This is a genomic window from Streptomyces sp. NBC_00433 (genome assembly GCA_036015235.1).
GTDB lineage: Bacteria > Actinomycetota > Actinomycetes > Streptomycetales > Streptomycetaceae > Actinacidiphila.
Genome location: CP107926.1, coordinates 309,877 through 326,384, shown reverse-complemented (window position 1 = coordinate 326,384; position 16,508 = coordinate 309,877). Strand labels below are relative to the sequence as shown.

At 68.5% G+C, this 16,508-nt stretch carries 14 protein-coding genes and 1 pseudogene; 10 read left to right on the top strand and 5 right to left on the bottom strand.

Translation table 11 applies throughout. From position 1 onward, the window contains the following. Nucleotides 1-1,120: 1,120 nt before the first annotated feature. Nucleotides 1,121-2,572 carry a transposase gene (locus OG900_01345; GenBank protein ID WUH88904.1) on the bottom strand — a complete coding sequence of 484 codons (1,452 nt, stop codon included), beginning with the start codon at nucleotides 2,570-2,572 and terminating at the stop codon, nucleotides 1,121-1,123. A 120-nt stretch (nucleotides 2,573-2,692) separates the two neighbouring features. Between OG900_01345 and OG900_01340 the strand changes: the two are divergent. Then, nucleotides 2,693-2,893: pseudogene (locus tag OG900_01340) on the top strand (IS5/IS1182 family transposase). Nucleotides 2,894-2,897: 4 nt separating this feature from the next. Here OG900_01340 and OG900_01335 read toward each other — a convergent pair. After that, on the bottom strand, nucleotides 2,898-3,614 hold the full coding sequence (locus OG900_01335; protein ID WUH88903.1) for an SDR family oxidoreductase: 717 nt from the start codon (nucleotides 3,612-3,614) through the stop codon (nucleotides 2,898-2,900). A 72-nt stretch (nucleotides 3,615-3,686) separates the two neighbouring features. Here OG900_01335 and OG900_01330 point away from each other — a divergent pair, with 72 nt between their 5' ends. Next, entirely contained in the window at nucleotides 3,687-4,502 is an 816-nt protein-coding gene (locus OG900_01330) for a helix-turn-helix transcriptional regulator (protein WUH88902.1), read from the top strand. A 117-nt stretch (nucleotides 4,503-4,619) separates the two neighbouring features. On the opposite strand, the gene OG900_01325 is transcribed toward OG900_01330, so the two are convergent. Beyond that, entirely contained in the window at nucleotides 4,620-5,312 is a 693-nt protein-coding gene (locus OG900_01325) for a helix-turn-helix transcriptional regulator (GenBank protein WUH88901.1), read from the bottom strand. Nucleotides 5,313-5,488: 176 nt separating this feature from the next. Between OG900_01325 and OG900_01320 the strand changes: the two genes are divergently transcribed. Then, nucleotides 5,489-5,905, top strand: a complete 417-nt coding sequence (locus OG900_01320; protein ID WUH88900.1) for a nuclear transport factor 2 family protein — start codon at nucleotides 5,489-5,491, stop codon at nucleotides 5,903-5,905. Between the two features lie 711 nt (nucleotides 5,906-6,616). On the opposite strand, the gene OG900_01315 is transcribed toward OG900_01320, so the two are convergent. Further along, a complete protein-coding gene (locus tag OG900_01315; GenBank protein ID WUH88899.1) occupies nucleotides 6,617-7,150 on the bottom strand; it encodes a GNAT family N-acetyltransferase in 534 nt (177 codons plus the stop codon). A gap of 412 nt (nucleotides 7,151-7,562) precedes the next feature. Here OG900_01315 and OG900_01310 point away from each other — a divergent pair, with 412 nt between their 5' ends. From OG900_01310 to OG900_01280, 7 genes are all read left to right on the top strand, one after another. After that, the gene (locus OG900_01310) at nucleotides 7,563-7,874 is read left to right on the top strand and encodes a transposase family protein (GenBank protein WUH88898.1); all 312 of its coding nucleotides are present in this window, start codon (nucleotides 7,563-7,565) and stop codon (nucleotides 7,872-7,874) included. Nucleotides 7,875-8,561: 687 nt separating this feature from the next. Next, a complete protein-coding gene (locus OG900_01305; GenBank protein ID WUH88897.1) occupies nucleotides 8,562-8,915 on the top strand; it encodes a hypothetical protein in 354 nt (117 codons plus the stop codon). A gap of 844 nt (nucleotides 8,916-9,759) precedes the next feature. Then, nucleotides 9,760-11,283, top strand: coding sequence for a PQQ-binding-like beta-propeller repeat protein (locus OG900_01300; GenBank protein WUH88896.1), 1,524 nt, complete (start codon nucleotides 9,760-9,762; stop codon nucleotides 11,281-11,283). Between the two features lie 25 nt (nucleotides 11,284-11,308). Beyond that, nucleotides 11,309-12,546 (top strand): IS3 family transposase gene (locus tag OG900_01295; protein WUH88895.1). Its coding sequence is split into 2 segments (ribosomal slippage): nucleotides 11,309-11,632 and nucleotides 11,635-12,546, totalling 1,236 coding nucleotides; the frame shifts between segments, so codons are not numbered across the junction. 3 nt (nucleotides 12,547-12,549) lie between these two features. After that, on the top strand, nucleotides 12,550-12,999 hold the full coding sequence (locus OG900_01290) for a PQQ-like beta-propeller repeat protein (protein ID WUH95578.1): 450 nt from the start codon (nucleotides 12,550-12,552) through the stop codon (nucleotides 12,997-12,999). Nucleotides 13,000-13,141: 142 nt separating this feature from the next. After that, nucleotides 13,142-13,405, top strand: coding sequence for a GlsB/YeaQ/YmgE family stress response membrane protein (locus OG900_01285; protein WUH88894.1), 264 nt, complete (start codon nucleotides 13,142-13,144; stop codon nucleotides 13,403-13,405). A gap of 377 nt (nucleotides 13,406-13,782) precedes the next feature. Beyond that, nucleotides 13,783-15,168 carry a phosphatase PAP2 family protein gene (locus OG900_01280; protein WUH88893.1) on the top strand — a complete coding sequence of 462 codons (1,386 nt, stop codon included), beginning with the start codon at nucleotides 13,783-13,785 and terminating at the stop codon, nucleotides 15,166-15,168. A gap of 138 nt (nucleotides 15,169-15,306) precedes the next feature. Here the strand turns inward: OG900_01280 and OG900_01275 are convergent, their stop codons facing one another. Beyond that, the gene (locus OG900_01275) at nucleotides 15,307-16,506 is read right to left on the bottom strand and encodes an argininosuccinate synthase-related protein (GenBank protein ID WUH88892.1); all 1,200 of its coding nucleotides are present in this window, start codon (nucleotides 16,504-16,506) and stop codon (nucleotides 15,307-15,309) included. Nucleotides 16,507-16,508: the final 2 nt, after the last annotated feature.

Here is a 16,508-nt window from a genome sequence, read left to right as displayed (position 1 = left end):
AGACGACCTTGGTGCAGCCGAAGGGCGCTCGCGCCTGTTCGCCATGTCGTACCCCCTTTGTCCCGTCTGCCCTTATACGAAGGTGGTCAATGGGGAGTCGCAGCGGAAGAGAGTTTTGAGCCAGGGCTCAGCTCACTTGTCCGAGCAGAGACCGCGCCGCCTGGCTGGGTGACGTTTCGTTGCGTTCGGCTCCGGCGGTGTGGTGCCTGCGACCAGCACGTTCACGTTGACTGACGCGTGGGATGATCTGTGACCTGATCGCACGGGGGACGGCATTCGTCGGGAGTGGGCGATTCGCCCTCGGCCAGGACCTCGGTGACGACCACGGAAGCTTTCCCGGACTGCGCGGTTGGCCCCCGTGTGTGAGGTCATCCCGCATGCTGGTGAATGACGCACGTGTGCTGGGCACATCGTGGCCGGACTGCAGGCGCCGTGCTGGTACCCGCGCAGGGAGCGCGGTACCATTCCAGGACATTGGATGCTTATCCGCTACGGTCCGCGGAGGCGATGCGGTGTCAGCAACGGAAGCCGGCCCGTACGACTTGCGCTCCCCGCGCCGCGAGCTGTCGTGTCGTCGGGAACGTGGGACCTGTCACATCACTGCCCCACGCCCCATGACGGGCCGTTCCAGTACGTCAGTCCGGTGCGACTCGTGCAAGGAACTCGTCGGCTGCACCATATACAGCGTCAGGCAGGCGCGTAAGCTGCGTGCCTGGTCATATTTGTACGCCGTCGCCGTCCTTGCCTGTGCCGGGAGCGTCTTCTTCGGGTGTGTGCTGCTCTCGGACCGCACCGAACCCGGCCAGGAGTCGTCTTTTCTGGAAGGTTTCGGCGTCCTCGCTTTGCTCGTGGCGTTTGGCCTCACGTATTGCGCCGGGTTGCTGTTCGTCAGAGCGTGGAGCGAAGACGGCATCAGGCTTACCTCCGGGAAACGAACCCACTCTCTGTTCAGGCCGCCCGCGGCGGAACTGGGTCCCCCCCGCGACTGGGACAGCATCTCGTTGTAACCACGGATCTGCGGACGCATCGCCATGTGAGACACCATGAGAGATGATCACGAGGCCGGAACGTCGAGCAACGCTGCTGATCACAACATACTTGCGTCGTCTGAGCTTGGCGTTTATCCCTGTTGCTGTTTCAGGCGGACGTGTTCGGTGAGGGTTGCGACGCGTTTGATGGTTTTCCCGGGCTCGTAGTGTGGTGCTGGCCTGCGGTTTTGTGAACCGGGTGGGCGTCCGGGGCCTGGTCGGGTGGGTTGGGGCACGGCTGCGGGGCGGGTGGTCTTCGCGCGGAGGTGGCGGAACCCTCGGCGGACGCGTGCGGGGGTGAGTCGGCGGGGCTGGGCCGGTCGTTCCCAGGGGCGGCGGAGGTCTTCGGCGAGGGGCCGGGCGAGGCGGAGTTGGGTGTGGGCGGCAATGATCAGCCAGGTCCACAAGTCCGCGGTCGCCGGGTCGCGGATCTTGGGGACGGTCCAGCCGAGGGTCTGCTTGAACAGCCGGAAGGTGTGCTCCAGGTCGAAGCGCCGCAGGAATGCCTGCCGGCGCAGGTCGACGTCCGTGCCGGTCATCGAGGTGCGCGAGGACCACAACCAGACCGGTTTCGGGTCGCGGTCGCCGGGCAGGTGCTCGACCTTCAGGCGGATCAACGTGCCGTGGATCAGTGGGAGTTCGCCGCAGTGGTCGAGCCAGGGGCCGCGTGCCTGAATGCGGGGGTGCATCCGGTCCCAGGCGAGGGCTTCGGCTGTCCCGTAGCGGGTGGTGTCCCGGGCGGTGGTCTGGTCGGGGGTGTGCCAGGAGTCGGGCTTGGAGAAGGTGAGGACACCGCCGTGCTTGCGGGGCTGCCCGCCACCCGGGGTGGAGCGGCGGGGGCCGGCGTCGCGGAGCATCACCCGGTCCGAGCGCAGGCGTCCGACCAGCTCGACGGGCAGATCGGCCAGGACGTAGGCGAGGCGGGTGACGTCGTAGCCGGCGTCCATGACGACCCGGATGTCCGGGTCACCGACCTTCCACTGGCCGGCTCGCAGGAGGCGGGTGAAGACGTCGCGGAGCTGGGCGGCGGTCACCGCGGTGGCGTCGTCGGCCGGGCCCAGCCGGATCGCGTCCAGCATGGCGGTCCACGATGTGCGCCCGGTTTCCAGGGCGGCGACAAAGGAGTAGGGCCAGCCGGGGATGAACTGGTCGGCACTGCGGCCCCGCCCGTAGACATGGCAGAAGAGCAGGTCCGAGCTGGTCGGGGCGTCGGGCCGCAGCCAGTTGCTCACGTCGACCGCCAGCACGATCCGCCCGTCGGCTGCACGCGGCAGCGGCGTGGATGCCAGCAGTCTGCGCAGGCGACGTGGTTCCAGCCAGCCGTGGTTGACCGCGTCGTACATCGCTCCGTGCCCGCGCCGGTGCTCGGCCGTGAGGGTCAACTCGGCCAGGGACTTCACCGGGCCGTCCGCGCAGAGGACCGCGTCGGTGAGCTCGAATAGCGCATCCGCCCGGGTGTAGAGGCAGTCGTAGAACTGGACACGAAAGTGGGACAGCACGTCCAGCGCAGCATCAGCGGGACCTGCAGAGGTCAGACTCTTCACCAGCGGCCGTTCCTTCACGCGACGTTGCTTGACACCTCGAAGCGTGAAGAACGGCCGTCCCGCTGTCTCACGAAGAGACCAAGATCAGCAGGTCAGGTGACTCGGCGAGGTTAAACGCCAAGGGCCAGTCAGCGTTGGCATATCGAACGCACCCATGCCTGGCAGAACGCCTTCTACCGGCTCGCCTGCTGCTACGAGCGGCGCACCACCGTCATCGACGCCTTCTTCGACCTCGCCGACACGATCATCACCGTGCGCAGTCTGATCCGGCAGGCATGGACCACACACCGCTGGGACACCCGTGATCGACGCCGCCCATGACTGATCACCAGGGCACGGGCGTTCCGTCCCAGGAGAAGAAGCCACCGGTGGGGCCGTCGTCCGGCAGCAGGGCCAGGCGGAGGGCACCCTGCGCGGCCTCGGCCGGGTCGCCGCCGGCAGCGGCGGCCCGGGGGTTGAGATCGGTGGCCCGCAGGCCGGGGGCGAGCGCGTTGACCTTGAAGCCGTCCTCGGCCAGCGTCTGGGCGTAGAGGACGGTGAGGGCATTGAGGGCGGCCTTGGACGACCGGTAGGCGCCGCCGCCGCCGCTTCCCGGAGTGAACTGGGGGTTGGGGGTGGTGCTCCAGGCCAGCGACGCCGTGCCACTGGAAATGTTGACTATGCGCGGGCGCGGGGACCGGCGCAGGGCGGGCAGGAAGGCGTTGGTCACCGCCACTACCCCGAACACATTGGTCTCGTATGTGCGCCGGTACTCCTCGACGCCGGTGTCGGTCGGCGGGGCGAGTGACGGCGAGATGCCGGCGTTGTTGACCAGCACGTCCAAGCGGTCCATCTGAACCGCGGCCTGTGCGATGCCGTCGGGATCTGTCACGTCGAGGACCAGCAGACGGGCCCCGGCTCCGATCTCCTCGACGGCCCGCTGCCCGCGCCCGGGGTCACGGGAGCCCACGTACACGGTGAGGCCCTCGGCGGCGAGCAGCCGGGCGATATGCTTGCCGATGCCCTTGTTGGCACCGGTGACCAGAGCTGTGCGTTCGTCCATGGCAACCACACTTCCATGGTCGTGGGTGCCCTGCCAGGGACAGCCTGTACCAGGCAGTGAGGAGAAGGCGACATGGCGCGGCAGGAGCTGGCCCACTACCTACGGGACCGCCGGGCGGCCCTGCATCCGCACGAGATCGGCCTGGCGGCGACGGGCACCGACCGCCGCACACCGGGTCTGCGCCGCGAAGAGGTGGCGGATCTCGCCCACATGTCGGTCGACTACTACACGCGGCTGGAGCAGGCCCGGGGGCCGCGGCCATCGGCCCGGATCCTGGACGCGCTGGCCCGCGCGCTGCGGCTCACGCCGGCCGAGCGCAGCCATCTGTTCCGCCTGGCGGGTTCAAGCGCGCCGCCTGGCATCAGCGCCGTGCGGCGGGTGCGCCCGCACGTGGCCCGGATGCTGGAGCGGCTGCCGGAGACCGGTGCCATCGTCACTGACGCGGCGTACGACGTTGTCGCCTGGAACCCCCTGGCCCGGGCACTGCTCGGCGCCGACCTCGGAGGCGGGACGACGAACCTGGCCCGACGCCGCTTCCTTGGCCAGGGGCGGACGTACGAGAGCTCCAGCGCCGAGGAATCCGGGCACATCGTGGTGGCGCGGCTGCGCCGGGCCGCGGACCGCTACCCGCATGACCCGCGGCTGGCCGCGCTGCTGGCCGAACTGCACGCCGGCAGTGAGGAGTTCCGGCAGATATGGGAGGCGCGTCCGGTCCACACTCCCGGGCATCGCACCAAGACCCTGGACCATCCGGAGGCCGGTGCGCTGCGGTTGAACTGCGACGTCCTGCTCGTGCCCGAGGATGACCAGGAGGTTGTCCTGATGACGGCCGACCCCGGATCACCTGCCGTGCGGGCCCTGCGCAGGCTGGCCACGCAGGCGACCTGAAACGAAGGATGCGCACAGGTCTCTCCCACGGTCACAGAGCGTCGCAACTCAATATTCACTCGGGCCTGTGCCCACCCTGATACCGAGGCTTTCCACGCCGCCTATCCGCGCGGGCTCTTAGCCGAAGTCGTCCACAGGGTCACTCGGAGTTGCCCCGCTCACCGGCCTCATCCGCGGAGGGTCGGAGGCGTCGCCACCGGCCAGCCGCAGCGCCAGATGAAACCGGCTGCGCGCCCCGTACTTCTCCATCAGGTCCGCGACCGTGTAGGTGATGGTGCGCCGGCTCAGGCCCAGCCGCTCGGCCACCGTCTGGTCGGTGCAGCCCTCGGCGAGCAGTGTCACCACAGCGCGCTCCCTGGCCGACAGCCCCGCCGGCCATCGCACCGGCTCAGCCGCCCGCCCCCACAGTCGCTGGTACATCTCGACCAGGGCGCGCACCAGCGGCTTGGCGGTGATCTGCCAGACCCCCTTCAGCGGATCCTCCGGGTCGATGGGCGTCATGACGATCGCCCGGTCGATGATGACCATCTTGGCCGGCAGGGCCGACAGGATCCGATGCTCGGAGCCGGCAGCGATCAGGCGCACGTCATGGCCCGGCGGGGTCGATCCCAGCCAGCGCGTACGTACATCCGGCGGCGTCGGGAGTGTCCCCAGCACCGGGCGCTGGGACGACTCGGGAACCATGACCAGCCGCTCGCTGCGTTTGACGGAGACGATCTCGGCGAACCGGGCCACCACGGCATCGGCCCCGAACAGCGGGCACACACCGCGCCCGGCCCGCAGCGACTTCAGCCACGCCACCTCAGACACCGCCGGCCACCCCCTGACGTCCCACCCGTGAATCCGCATCCTGCCCCAGAAACCGAGCGCCGCCAACGCGGGGCGGACACCGTTGCGACTTCGCGCAAGAACGAGGCGGGAGTGATGCGCGCCCCCCGCTGCGCCCGCATGGTTCCTTTCATCCACCGGTCCCGAAAGGACACCGCATGAACTACGACCTGCGCACCCTGGCCGACCGCGCCGAGCTGCACGACCTGCTGCTGCATTTGGGCCGGGCCTTGGACGAGCACCGCTTCGACGACCTGAAAAACGTTCTGGCGCAGGACGCCACTGGCACGACCCGCAACGGCACCGGGTCCGGCCGCGACGTCCTGATCGCACAGATCGAGGCCGGCAACAAGGACTACGCCCGCCTGCTCCACCGGTTCAGCAGCGTGCTGATCGAGGTCGATGGCGACACCGCGACGATCCGCGCGTACATCACCGCCCTGTCCGGCCACGCCGGCAGTCTCGTGCCGGCCTCCCGGCGCTACGGGCTGGCCCGCAACAAGGCCGTCCGGACGCCCGACGGTTGGCGGATCAGCGAGCTGAACGTCGAGCCGGTGTTCGTGGTGGGGCGATAACGCTCGGACCTACGTCGGACAGGTCGGTCTGCTCGACCGCGGTAATGGCGTGCACGGCGTGGGCGCGCATGACCAGCACGGTCCACCGCGCCCACGACGGGTAGCGGCGGACCCGGTGTCCATCGAGCCCTGTCGGACCCTGTCCCGATGGAACGAGTCCCCGATGCTCCACCTCCTGCCCGGCGACCTCGATCAGTACGGCGAGGGATGTCGGGGCCCGAGCCCAGCACCGGTAGAAGGCCAGCTCGCCGGTGTCGGCGTTGCGCCGGACGAACAGGTAGCGCGCCCCGCCGTGCGGCGTCCGCTCGTCCAAGTGCAGATACGCCCACTGACAGATCCTGGGCTGATAGGTCCTGGGCCCCTTCTCGCCGTCACCGGCCGAGCGGTCCTGCCAGGACGTCGGCGGCGCACCGTTCCGGATCGTCGATCCAGACCTGCGGGACGTACAGCGCCCGGTCGATGAACGCCGCCCGCGCGGCGGGGCCCACAGCGCGAACACCGAGTCCCGTCAACCTCTCGCACCGGGCAGCCGACGACAGCCCGTCCCTGCTCCTGAACCCGGAATCGCAGGAGGGCGCAGCAGCCCTCGCACTCTTACGACGTGGTGCGCGATTGACGCTGGCCAGTACTTTTAGCTCGGACGCCAGAGAGCGTGTACCCCGGCGGTGGGTTTGGGAGGTTCACCGGCGGCGGCGTGCGGCGGGGTCACGCTCAGCGATGTGCTGGCGACCGCGCCGACGCTGGGACGGTGGCGGGCCAGGTGTATTCGAACTCGGGAAGCTCGAATCCCTGGTCGAAGCGGCAGGTGCGGGACGCGGTACGGCGGCCTCCGTGGCGTTCGTAGAACGCGACCGCGCGGGTGTTGCCCTGCAGGACCTCCAGGTAGACGTCTTGGCCGGGGTGCGCGGTGGTGGACCAGGCCAGGGCATGATCGAGAAGCCGACTGCCCAGCCCGCGCCCGGTGTCGCCAGGACGGGCATGCAGGTTGTCGAGCAGGATCCGGCCGTCCGGCTGCGGTTCGAGGTAGACGAAGCCGAGCAGCACACTGGTTTCCACGGCCAGGAACAGCGCCGCGCCCGGGACAGGATCGGCCAGCCGCGCCCGCCACACCTGTTGGCGTTCGGCGAGCAGCGGGCCGTCCAGGTACTGCGCAGGGAACAGGGTCGCGTAGGCCCCTCGCCAGCTGGCCGTGTGCAGCTCGGCGACGGCATCAGCATCGGTCGCCGCGGCGGTTGTGATCTCCATGCCCGCATTCTCGCGGCCAACTCGCCTGACGTCTGTGAACTGAGGCACGCTCTCCCCACTCGCTCACTCACGCAGCCGCCGCCGCAGTCACCCGGCTGAGCGATCACGACGTGATACGTGATCGCTGGTACCCCAGCCTGAACATGCAAACGGCCGTGCGGGACGATCATGATTGTGACGTCAGGATGGACCCGTACGGCCTTGAGCCATCGTATCTGCACCGGGATCCCGCGCAGCCGCCTGGGCAAGCTGATCGCCGAGCTGGCCGAGCCGTGGACAGCTCCACGATCACCCGCGCCGTTCACGAGGTCCGCCCCCTGCTCGCCGCCCGCGGCTTCGCCGTCCCTGGCCGGCCAGACCTGCGCCTGCGCACCCCCTGTCCGATGTCTTCGCCTACGCAGCCTCCCAGGGCGTGGAACTGCGCATCGACGGAACCGAGGTGAGGGTGCGTCGGCCCCCGGCGAACAAGCCCGGCCGCCGAGCATTCGTCTCCGGCAAGATGAAGCAGAACACCAAGAAGGCCACCGTGATCAGCGATGACATGGGCTGCACCCTGTGGACCGGCGCCTTCCGGCCTGGCCGTATTCATGATCAAACTGCGCTCAAGGCCGAGGGTGTCTGCAGCCTGTTCGAGCAGTACCCGCAGGTGAAGGCCGAGATCGACGCGGGCTACCGGGGACTGGCCAAGCAGTTCCCCGATCAAGTCGAAGCCCCACCGCTCTAGCCGAAGAAGGACGCCCCGCCTGAAGAGGTTGCCGCATGGGAGAAGGCGCGGAAGAAGCAGTCATCCGAGCGAATCTGTGTCGAGCACGCCAACGCCGAGCACAAGCAGTGGCGACCCCTCCAACGCTACATCGGGCGCCGCGAGTACTACGACGAGACCCACCAGGCGATCGCCGGACTGGTCTCCGACCGCGCAGCCCTGCGGTAATCACCCACCAGCCGACCTCCCAGGTCACCAGGCCCCGAACTCAATCGCGCACTACACCGTGAGGAGCGAAGGTCCTGTCGGCGGTCGCGTTCAAGTCAGGCACCCTGCGTCTCGTTTTCGACACCGGCCACCACCCGACCTGCTCGTCCGATCCGTCCTTCGAAGCGCGGCAGGTCACGGGTTCAGCAGGAGGGCGCTTCGTATCACTGCCTGGAGGCGGCCTCGCCGTCTGGTCCGGCTCGGGAGCGAGCGAGTCCTAGGGTGCGCATTCGAGCCGTGATCAATCAGCCCTGCACCAGACCCGCCACCGCGCGCCGCATCGAGCGCATCAGGGATCGGGCGGGGCCCGCTCGTACTCAGCGGGACCAGCCGCAGGCCCCCGGTACTCACGCCCGGATAAGTACAAGCCCCGATGAGGGCTGTTCGGCTTCTGGCCAGACTGATCTCACCAGCAGGAACCAACACAGAGAGGCAGCAGCCATGAAGATCAGCGGTCGACGTCAGGCCCTCCCCGGCACACCCCCCGCGACCGGAAGGGGAGTCCGCGACGGCCGGTGGTCCCTCGTCGGCCTGTCCCTGACGGCCGCCTCCCTGATAGCGCTGAGCACGGCGTGCAGCACCGACACCCGCGACCACATGTGCATGTCGAACGAATACCCGGTCGCGGCCGTCGGCTCCTCGCTCGGTGGCTCCTGCGTGACCAGCGGCCAGCAGCCGCCGGCCGGTTACGTCCGATACCCCAAGGGCCAGGTCCCGGCTCACGTCGACGACAAATGGGACACCTACTGGCAGTCCCACACCCTCGACGCCCACGGCCACCTGGCGAAGAACTGACGCCCGCCGGGCCGCTCGTGTTCGCCGCGGCGGGTCCGTAGGCGAGGACAGCCGAGCAGCCCCCGCGGTGCTGGGCGATGGAGGCCCGGCGGACCAGTGCGTAGGCAGCCATCGTGTCGTCGCCGCCGAGGGTCGGCCCGCGGACGGCAAGGTCGGTCCAGCGCAGTGCTCTGGCGGGCGTTTCCATCTCCTCGGCCATCCAGCCCAGGTGTTCCGCGTGTCCTGCGGCGAGCAGCCATACCTCCCGCCGCCGACCGTGATCGGCGCGCGGGGCCGTTTCGGACAATACACCGGCCATGGAACACAGGGCGCGACGACCGTGCGCGGGCCCGTGGTCCGGCCGGGATCCCGGAACTGGCCGAAGATCCGCGTGCAGCCCGCGATCAGGGCGACGGCGTCGATGTCGGTACCAGCGTGCTCCCGGGCCTTGTCGGCGAGGGATTCGCGCCCACCGCTGACGCCTAGCGCCGCGTCGCACGCCGCCGCCATTGCCGCGGTGGGGTTGCGCCGACCGCTTTGCACAATTGCGGAGGTGTCCCTCGGAGATGGCGGTGCGCTCGGCGAGTCCGCGCACCGGCAAGACCCCGCGCATACGAAGTCGGGCCAGTTCGACACCGAACTCCGCTGCCTGAAGAGGGGTTTGTGTCGTTTCCCGGGCTGACGCGAACGAGAGTTCCATACATGCCGGCCTAGGGAGCGGGGCGGACCTCAAGGTGGCGATCGGAGATACTCGGCCGCTATTCAGTGCGCAGTGAATAGCGGGGATCTGTCACCGAGTGGGCGTCACGCCACTACCGTGTGATCGGGATCGGAAGGTCCCGGGGGCGAAGCGCCAGGGGGGCACATGCCAAGCATTTTCGTCAGCTTCCGCAAGATCGACAACCGCTGGATGCGCGACCGCGTCTATCAGGCGCTTGCGGAGGCCTTCGGCGCCAATGAGATATTCAAGTCTGGCGAATCCATCCCAGCCGGCGGGGACTTCGCCGCGATACTGCGCCGGCAGGCTGCGGAGTGCAAGCTCATGCTGGTGCTTATCGGGACGGCCTGGACCGACGCTCGCGACGCCGGCGGCCGCCGGCTCCTGGACCGCCACGACGACTGGGTGCGCGTCGAGATCGCCACCGCACTCGCCGCGGGCAACCGCGTCATCCCGGTCCTTCTGGGCGATGCCGCGATGCTGCCCGCGCCTGTGGCGCTCCCGGACGACATCGCGGAACTCGCACAGCTGCAGTTCCTCCGTGTTCCCGAGACCCACCTGGAGGAGGGCCTCCAGCGGTTCGCCACCGCGGTATCGGGACTACTGCCAGATCTGCCCACGCTGGGATCACGGAGCGAGGAACCGACTGACCCGGCGGCTGTCCCACCTCCGGCCGTGCCCGCGGTGACCCAGCACACCGGCAGCGGCAACGCCGTGTCCGTTCAAGGCGGGATGGAGAGATCCCGTGTGGCCGGCCGCGACATCCGCGAGACGAAGATTCACACCGGCGGGATCCTCGCCACGATCACCGCGTTCCTGACCAGTAAGGCCGGCATAGCCGCGGCCGCAGCCGTCACCATCGGGATCGCCACCACCATCGCCGCCACCACGACCCGCAGCAGCGGCGGAACCTCCGATGCGAACGCGCCCACAGTCGCGCGTCAGGGAAACAAGGCCGTTCAGACGGCGGCTACGGGGGACAGCGCTCAGGGCAGGCCGTGGAAGTTGATACTGAACGCGTCCACTCCCTCGGATCTGGTCGATCTGCCAATCGCCTATGCCACGCTTTCAGGTTCGATGATCTATGCGGCCGACTACGTCGACGCTCGCGTGTATGCGCTTGATGCTCATAGCGGCGCCGAGAAGTGGATGAAGGATGTCACCGACCTGGACCCTTATTCTGCCTTGCCGCCGGCGTTCGACGACGGGGTGCTGTATTTGCGGGGCCGTGACAAGCTGATCGCGCTCGACGCGGCTACCGGTACTCAGCGCTGGACAAAGCCTGTGGGCTCCACGGGTCTCACCCCGCTGACGGGAGCCGTCGCGGCAGCGGGGTCCGTGTACGTCGGTAGCGGCGCAGGGCAGCTCTACTCCTTCGACGAGGCCACGGGTCGGAGTAAATGGACCTTCACGGGCGTCGACGTATCTGCTCCTGTCACGGTGGCTGACGGCGAAGTCTATATTCCGGACAGCGCGGGGAAGATCTACATCGTGTCCGCTGCCACGGGAAAGCAGCAATCGGTGCTGGCCACTGCAAGGGATGCCGCTCCCAGCAGTGAAAACCAGATCATCACGCGGCCACTCGTGGCCAAGGGCGCGGTCTACTGTGCTTCGTACCATGGTTGGGGCCTCCCCCTGAGTGGTGGACACGCTGATACTGGATCTGCTTGATCCGGAGGAAGCGAGAAGACCGCCGATGGCGATGAAGGACTACTCGGACGAGTTCAAGGCCGATGCCGTGGCCCTGTACGAGTCCACACCCGGGGCGATCTACAAGAGCATCGCTGCTGACCTGGGCGTCAACCGGGCGACCCTGCGTGAGTGGGTGCTGCGGGACCGCGAACGCCGTGGCGTCACAGCCGCGGCTGCGACGCCGGGCGCCCGGCCTCGGGAGGCCGTTGCGTCCGCTGATCCGGTCGAGCGTGTGCGGCAGCTGGAGGCGAGGGTGGCCGAACTCGAGGCAAGTGAGCGCAAGCTCGCCACCGAGCGGGACATCCTCCGCAAGGCGGCCAAGTATTTCGCCGGAGAGACGAACTGGTGAGGAGCCGCTTCCAGTTCGTTGACGACCACCGGGACACCTACGAGGTGAAGCGGCTCTGCCAGGTCCTGGACGTGAACCGGTCCAGCTACTACAAGTGGCTCGCCGGCGCCGAGGTCCGGGCTGGCCGGCAGCGGCAGGACCGGGTCCTGGCCGAGGAGATCCGTCAGATCCACGGCGAGTCCGGCGGCGCTTACGGCTCCCCGCGAGTGGCGGCCGAGCTCCGCGAGAAAGGGCAGCGGGTCAACGAGAAGCGGGTCGCCCGGATCATGCGGACGTTCTCCATCACCGGCATCCGCCTGCGCAGACGCGTGCGCACCACCGTCCCGGACCCGGCCGCCTCACCGGTCCCGGACCTGTTCCAGCGGGACTTCACCGCCACCGAGCCGGGGCTCAAACTCATGGGCGACATCACGTATCTCCCGCTCGCGGGCGGGGAGTTCCTCTATCTCGCGACGGTGCTGGACTGCTTCAGCCGCAAGGTCATGGGCTGGTCCATCGCCGACCACATGCGCACCAGTCTGGTCTCCGACGCGTTGCGGATGGCCGCCGCGACTCGCGGGAGTCTGGACGGCGCGGTGTTCCACTCCGACCACGGGGCCCAATACGGCTCCCGGGCCTACACCGACCTCTGCGACCAGCTCGGGGTCACCCGGTCGATGGGCGCGATCGGCACCAGCGCCGACAACGCGGCCTGCGAAAGTTTCCACGCTTCTCTGAAACGCGAGACCCTCCAGGGCGCCCACGACTTCGGCGACGCCGGCACCTGCCGTCGGACTGTCTTCGCCTGGCTGACCCGCTACAACACCCGCCGCCGGCACTCCGCCAACGGCTACCTCAGCCCCAACGAATACGAACACCGACACCACACCGCTAAACTCACACTCGCCGCGTGATCAATAACCGCGTGCCCACCTTCATGGGGGAAGGCCCGTTCTGTCTTCGCGTTTGACCTGGCTACGGGCAGGTTGAAGTGGTCATACGACACGCCTGGGCCGATCGATGCCAACGCGGCGGAATATGACGGCACCCTGTACATCGGCGCGGGCGACAGCAAGCTGTACGCTCTGGACGCGGCAACCGGGAAACCGAGATGGACATTCCAGACGGGCAAGGGCGGCGTCTACTCCTCGCCTGTGGTCGTGAACGGCGTCGTGTATGTCGGCAGCAATGATCACCGCCTTTACGCACTGGACTCGGCAACTGGCCGCCGAAAGTGGGCGTTCACAACCGGTGGAGACATCTACGCCTCGTCTCCGGTAGTGACCTCGGGCCTGGTCATCGTGGGCAGCCAGGATGGAAACCTCTACGCGGTGGACTCGACCACCGGTGCCGGTCCGGCGCGTTGACGGGGGACGACTTCGGCACAGGGCGGAGCGCTCGCCGGCACGCGGCAGGCGATGCCACGAACGCCGCGGAGGTTTGAACCAATCGAATCGGCCAAGACGCTGTGTGACCGTTAGGAATGACAGGTACAGGAGGAGTCGAGCCATGGGTTTCGTCGCTTGGATCATCATCGGGCTGCTTGCCGGAGCCATCGCCAAGGCGCTCATGCCCGGCAGGGACCCGGGCGGCATCTTCATCACCATGCTGATCGGCATCGCTGGCGGCGTGCTCGGCGGATGGCTCGGCAAGGTCATCTTCCACGTGCACTCGATCAACGGCTTCTTCCACCTGTCGACGTGGATCGCCGCAATCGTCGGCTCCATGATCCTGCTGGCGGTCTACCGCGTCGTCACCGGCCGACGCGCCTGACCCCCACCACAACGCTGACGGCCACCGCCCCTCCGGGGCGGTGGCCTTCCGCTGTCCCGCCGCGAGGGCGCGCCGCTGCCGGTCCCGGGTCGACTCGGCCCGGTATCCGCACGGCCTAGTCGGCTGGCTCGTAGCGCACTTCCTGTTTTTGAGCCCCGCCAGGGCGCCCGCCGGCCGGGTGTCCGACCCCTGTTCGGCTCTCGTTCGGCTCCCGGTAACATGTTCGAACTCACGGGGATCGCCCTCTTCGGCCAGCCTTCGCCGGGGAAAGTGTGCCATCCGGCACGAAGAGCGCTCCGTGCGGCCGATATCCGACAAATAAACCAAAATTGATACCTAAGACATCGCGGGCGTTTTCGCGAACAGACAGCAGAACAATGTCCACCGCGTGGCACCGGCCACGAGCGGTGCTATGGGGCACGGCAGGCGTGGCGATCCTCGGATTCCTCGTCTCGCTGGAGGTCGCCGCGCGCCACTACGGTCTGCCCGGACCGGTCACCAACCAGGCACGCGAGGTGGTGTTCGCCCCCACCTCGGGGCCCCTGCTGTACGCCGGACTGGCGCTGATGACGGTGGTGCTCACCTGGCCGCAGCGGTTCATCGCGGTTGGCGCGGCGATCGGCATCGACATCGTCTTCTGCCTGGTGCGGTGGGCGCTAGGCGGCGGGATGCACTTCGGCAACGGCGCCCTGTGGGTGATCCTGGGCTGTGCGGTCATCGCCGTCACACGCCGCACCGGCCAGGAACGCGCCCTGTTGCTGAAGGGTGTCGGTCTCGGCCTGCTGCTGGTGACCGGCCACAAGACCGGCGACACCTGGCTGCTCATCACGTCGAAGACCCGTCCGATGGTGTTCGACCAGTACGTGGCGACCGCCGATCACGCGCTGGGCAATCCGTCGTGGCTGGTGGGCCGGGTCGTCGAGGCCACCGGTCCGGTGGGTGCCCACCTCCTGCACGGCGTCTACGGCCAGCTCCCCCTGGCAGCGGCCATCGTCGCGCTGTACCAGTTGCGCAATGTGGGGGTGGAGCGCCGCTTCCCGGGTCACCATCTGGTGCGTACGTTCCTGGTCATCGGCCTGCTCGGGCCAGCCGTGTACATGATCTTCCCGGTGGTCGGCCCGGTTTTCGCCTTCGGCGCCGACGGCGGCCACTGGGCGGTGGCCAACCTGTGGCCGGACACGCCGACACCGATCAGGCCCCCGCACCGGATAGCGTTCGACGGGATCACCCCGCGCAACTGCATGCCCAGCCTGCACACGGCATGGGCGACCACGATCTTCATCCACTCGCGCAAGGGTCCGCGGATCCTGCGGGCCGCCGGCGCGTTCTGGCTGGTTGCCACGCTCGGGGCCACGCTGGGATTCGGTTACCACTACGGCGTGGACCTCGTCGCCGGCGTGGTGTTCGCACTCACCGTCGAGGCGGCGATGCGCGCGCTCGACCGCGGTTGGGACTGGTCGGCGTCGCGGCTGATCGCCGGCGGTGCGACGGTCTTCGTCGCGCTGCTGGTGTCCTACCGCTACCTGCCGGTGGAGATGGCCAGGCATCCGTGGGTTTTCGGACCGCTTCTCGTCCTGGCGCTGGCCTCGGTGATCCTCCACTACGTGCGGACCACAGGGCGCTGGGACCTGGAGCCCGTGGCGGAGCTGTCGCACACCACCCGGCCGGATGACTTCGGCGCCGGCGCTTGGACGTCGACAGCACCGAACAGGCCGCCCTCACCCGTGCCCTCACCGACTGCCAGGACGCCGTCGTCAACGTGACCACGGCCCGGTACACGGCCGCCGCCCTCCGCCGGGCAGCCCGCGACTACCGCCCCCCTGACCACCCTCGCGCCCGTGGCGGCCGTGCGGACGGCGGCATCCACGCAGGTGGCCGTCCACCTCGGAGCTGGAGGCCGTTCAGTAGGCGATGTACGACCGGGGAGCGGGTGACTCCTGCGCTATCGAGCGGCGCTCCCACTCCTCCCGGCTCCTGATGTAGCGTGGCTCGTCGGCGCGGATCGCGGTGGTCTCCGCCGTACCGGCGGCCAGTTTCCAGGTGACCGAACCGGTCACCCGAGCGGTGCAGCTCTCGACGAAGCTCTGGCTGGCCCGGCGCAGTTCACCGAACCACCGCCCCTCCAGCGCCTCGCGGGTCCAGATCTGTTCGAGGTGGATCTTCTCGCGGATGGTCTCGGCCTCCAGGACGGCGGTCTCCAGGTGGCGCGCTGTCCGCAGGAGCAGGGCGGCAGCCGGCATCTCGCGTATCTCCAGCACCTTCACGCCCTGGGCGAGGTGCTCGAGGCCGCTGAAGCGGCCGATGCCGTGCGCTCCCGCGAGGAGATTGAGTTCGGTGACCAGATCGGCGATCGGCAGGTCGCGTCCGTTGACACCGGTCGGAGCCCCGGCTTCGAAAGCGATGCGGACGGTCTCGGGCGGCGCGGCGCTGCCGACCGACGTCCAGCGGTACAGGTGCTCGGGGACCGGGTGGTTCTCCGGATCGTCCAGGTCGCCGGACTCGAACTCCCGGCACCACAAGTTGGAGTCGACGCTCACGGTCCGCTGCGAGAAGCGGTGCAGGCCGATCGCTCTGAGCTCCTCGATCTTCACCTCGCGGTCCACCGGTTCGAGATCGTAGGGGCTGCCGAAGTTCCCCGGGAAACCGAGGAGTTGCAGTGCCCCGTTGAGCCTGCGCAGGGTGTTCTGCGACCGGTTGGCGGTGTGCAGGAGAGTGCGGGCGCCGATGGCGGCGGCGACCTCCATGGCCATGCTCGCTATCAGCGGCCTGCTGAGCGAGGAGCTGATCGGGTGGGTGTTGATGTACATCGCCTGGGCGGCGATCGCCGGTCTGACGTACTCCTCCGCGAACTGCTTCCTGCCGTCCAGGATGTGCAGCCGCACCCCGAGGTGGGCGGCTGTCCGCTGCTTCTCCTCGGAGGTCTCCTCGTCCCCGAGGTCCACGCTGACCGCGTGGATGTCGCAGAAGCCGATCTGGCGCAGGCGGTACAGCAGGTAGGAGCTGTCCAGCCCGCCGCTGAAGAGCGTGACCACCGGAAGGCCGATGTGTTCCGGTTCTTCGCTCAGATCACGGAAGGAACGTATCCGGGGTTCTTTTCGCACGA

Excerpts from the sequence above, each read along its gene's own strand:
- OG900_01315 (WUH88899.1), bottom strand. The coding sequence starts at position 7,150 with ATGGAGATCACAACCGCCGCGGCGACCGATGCTGATGCCGTCGCCGAG.
- OG900_01320 (WUH88900.1), top strand. The coding sequence starts at position 5,489 with ATGAACTACGACCTGCGCACCCTGGCCGACCGCGCCGAGCTGCACGAC.
- OG900_01300 (WUH88896.1), top strand. The coding sequence starts at position 9,760 with ATGCCAAGCATTTTCGTCAGCTTCCGCAAGATCGACAACCGCTGGATG.
- OG900_01285 (WUH88894.1), top strand. The coding sequence starts at position 13,142 with ATGGGTTTCGTCGCTTGGATCATCATCGGGCTGCTTGCCGGAGCCATC.
- OG900_01280 (WUH88893.1), top strand. The coding sequence starts at position 13,783 with ATGTCCACCGCGTGGCACCGGCCACGAGCGGTGCTATGGGGCACGGCA.
- OG900_01305 (WUH88897.1), top strand. The coding sequence starts at position 8,562 with ATGAAGATCAGCGGTCGACGTCAGGCCCTCCCCGGCACACCCCCCGCG.
- OG900_01330 (WUH88902.1), top strand. The coding sequence starts at position 3,687 with ATGGCGCGGCAGGAGCTGGCCCACTACCTACGGGACCGCCGGGCGGCC.
- OG900_01335 (WUH88903.1), bottom strand. The coding sequence starts at position 3,614 with ATGGACGAACGCACAGCTCTGGTCACCGGTGCCAACAAGGGCATCGGC.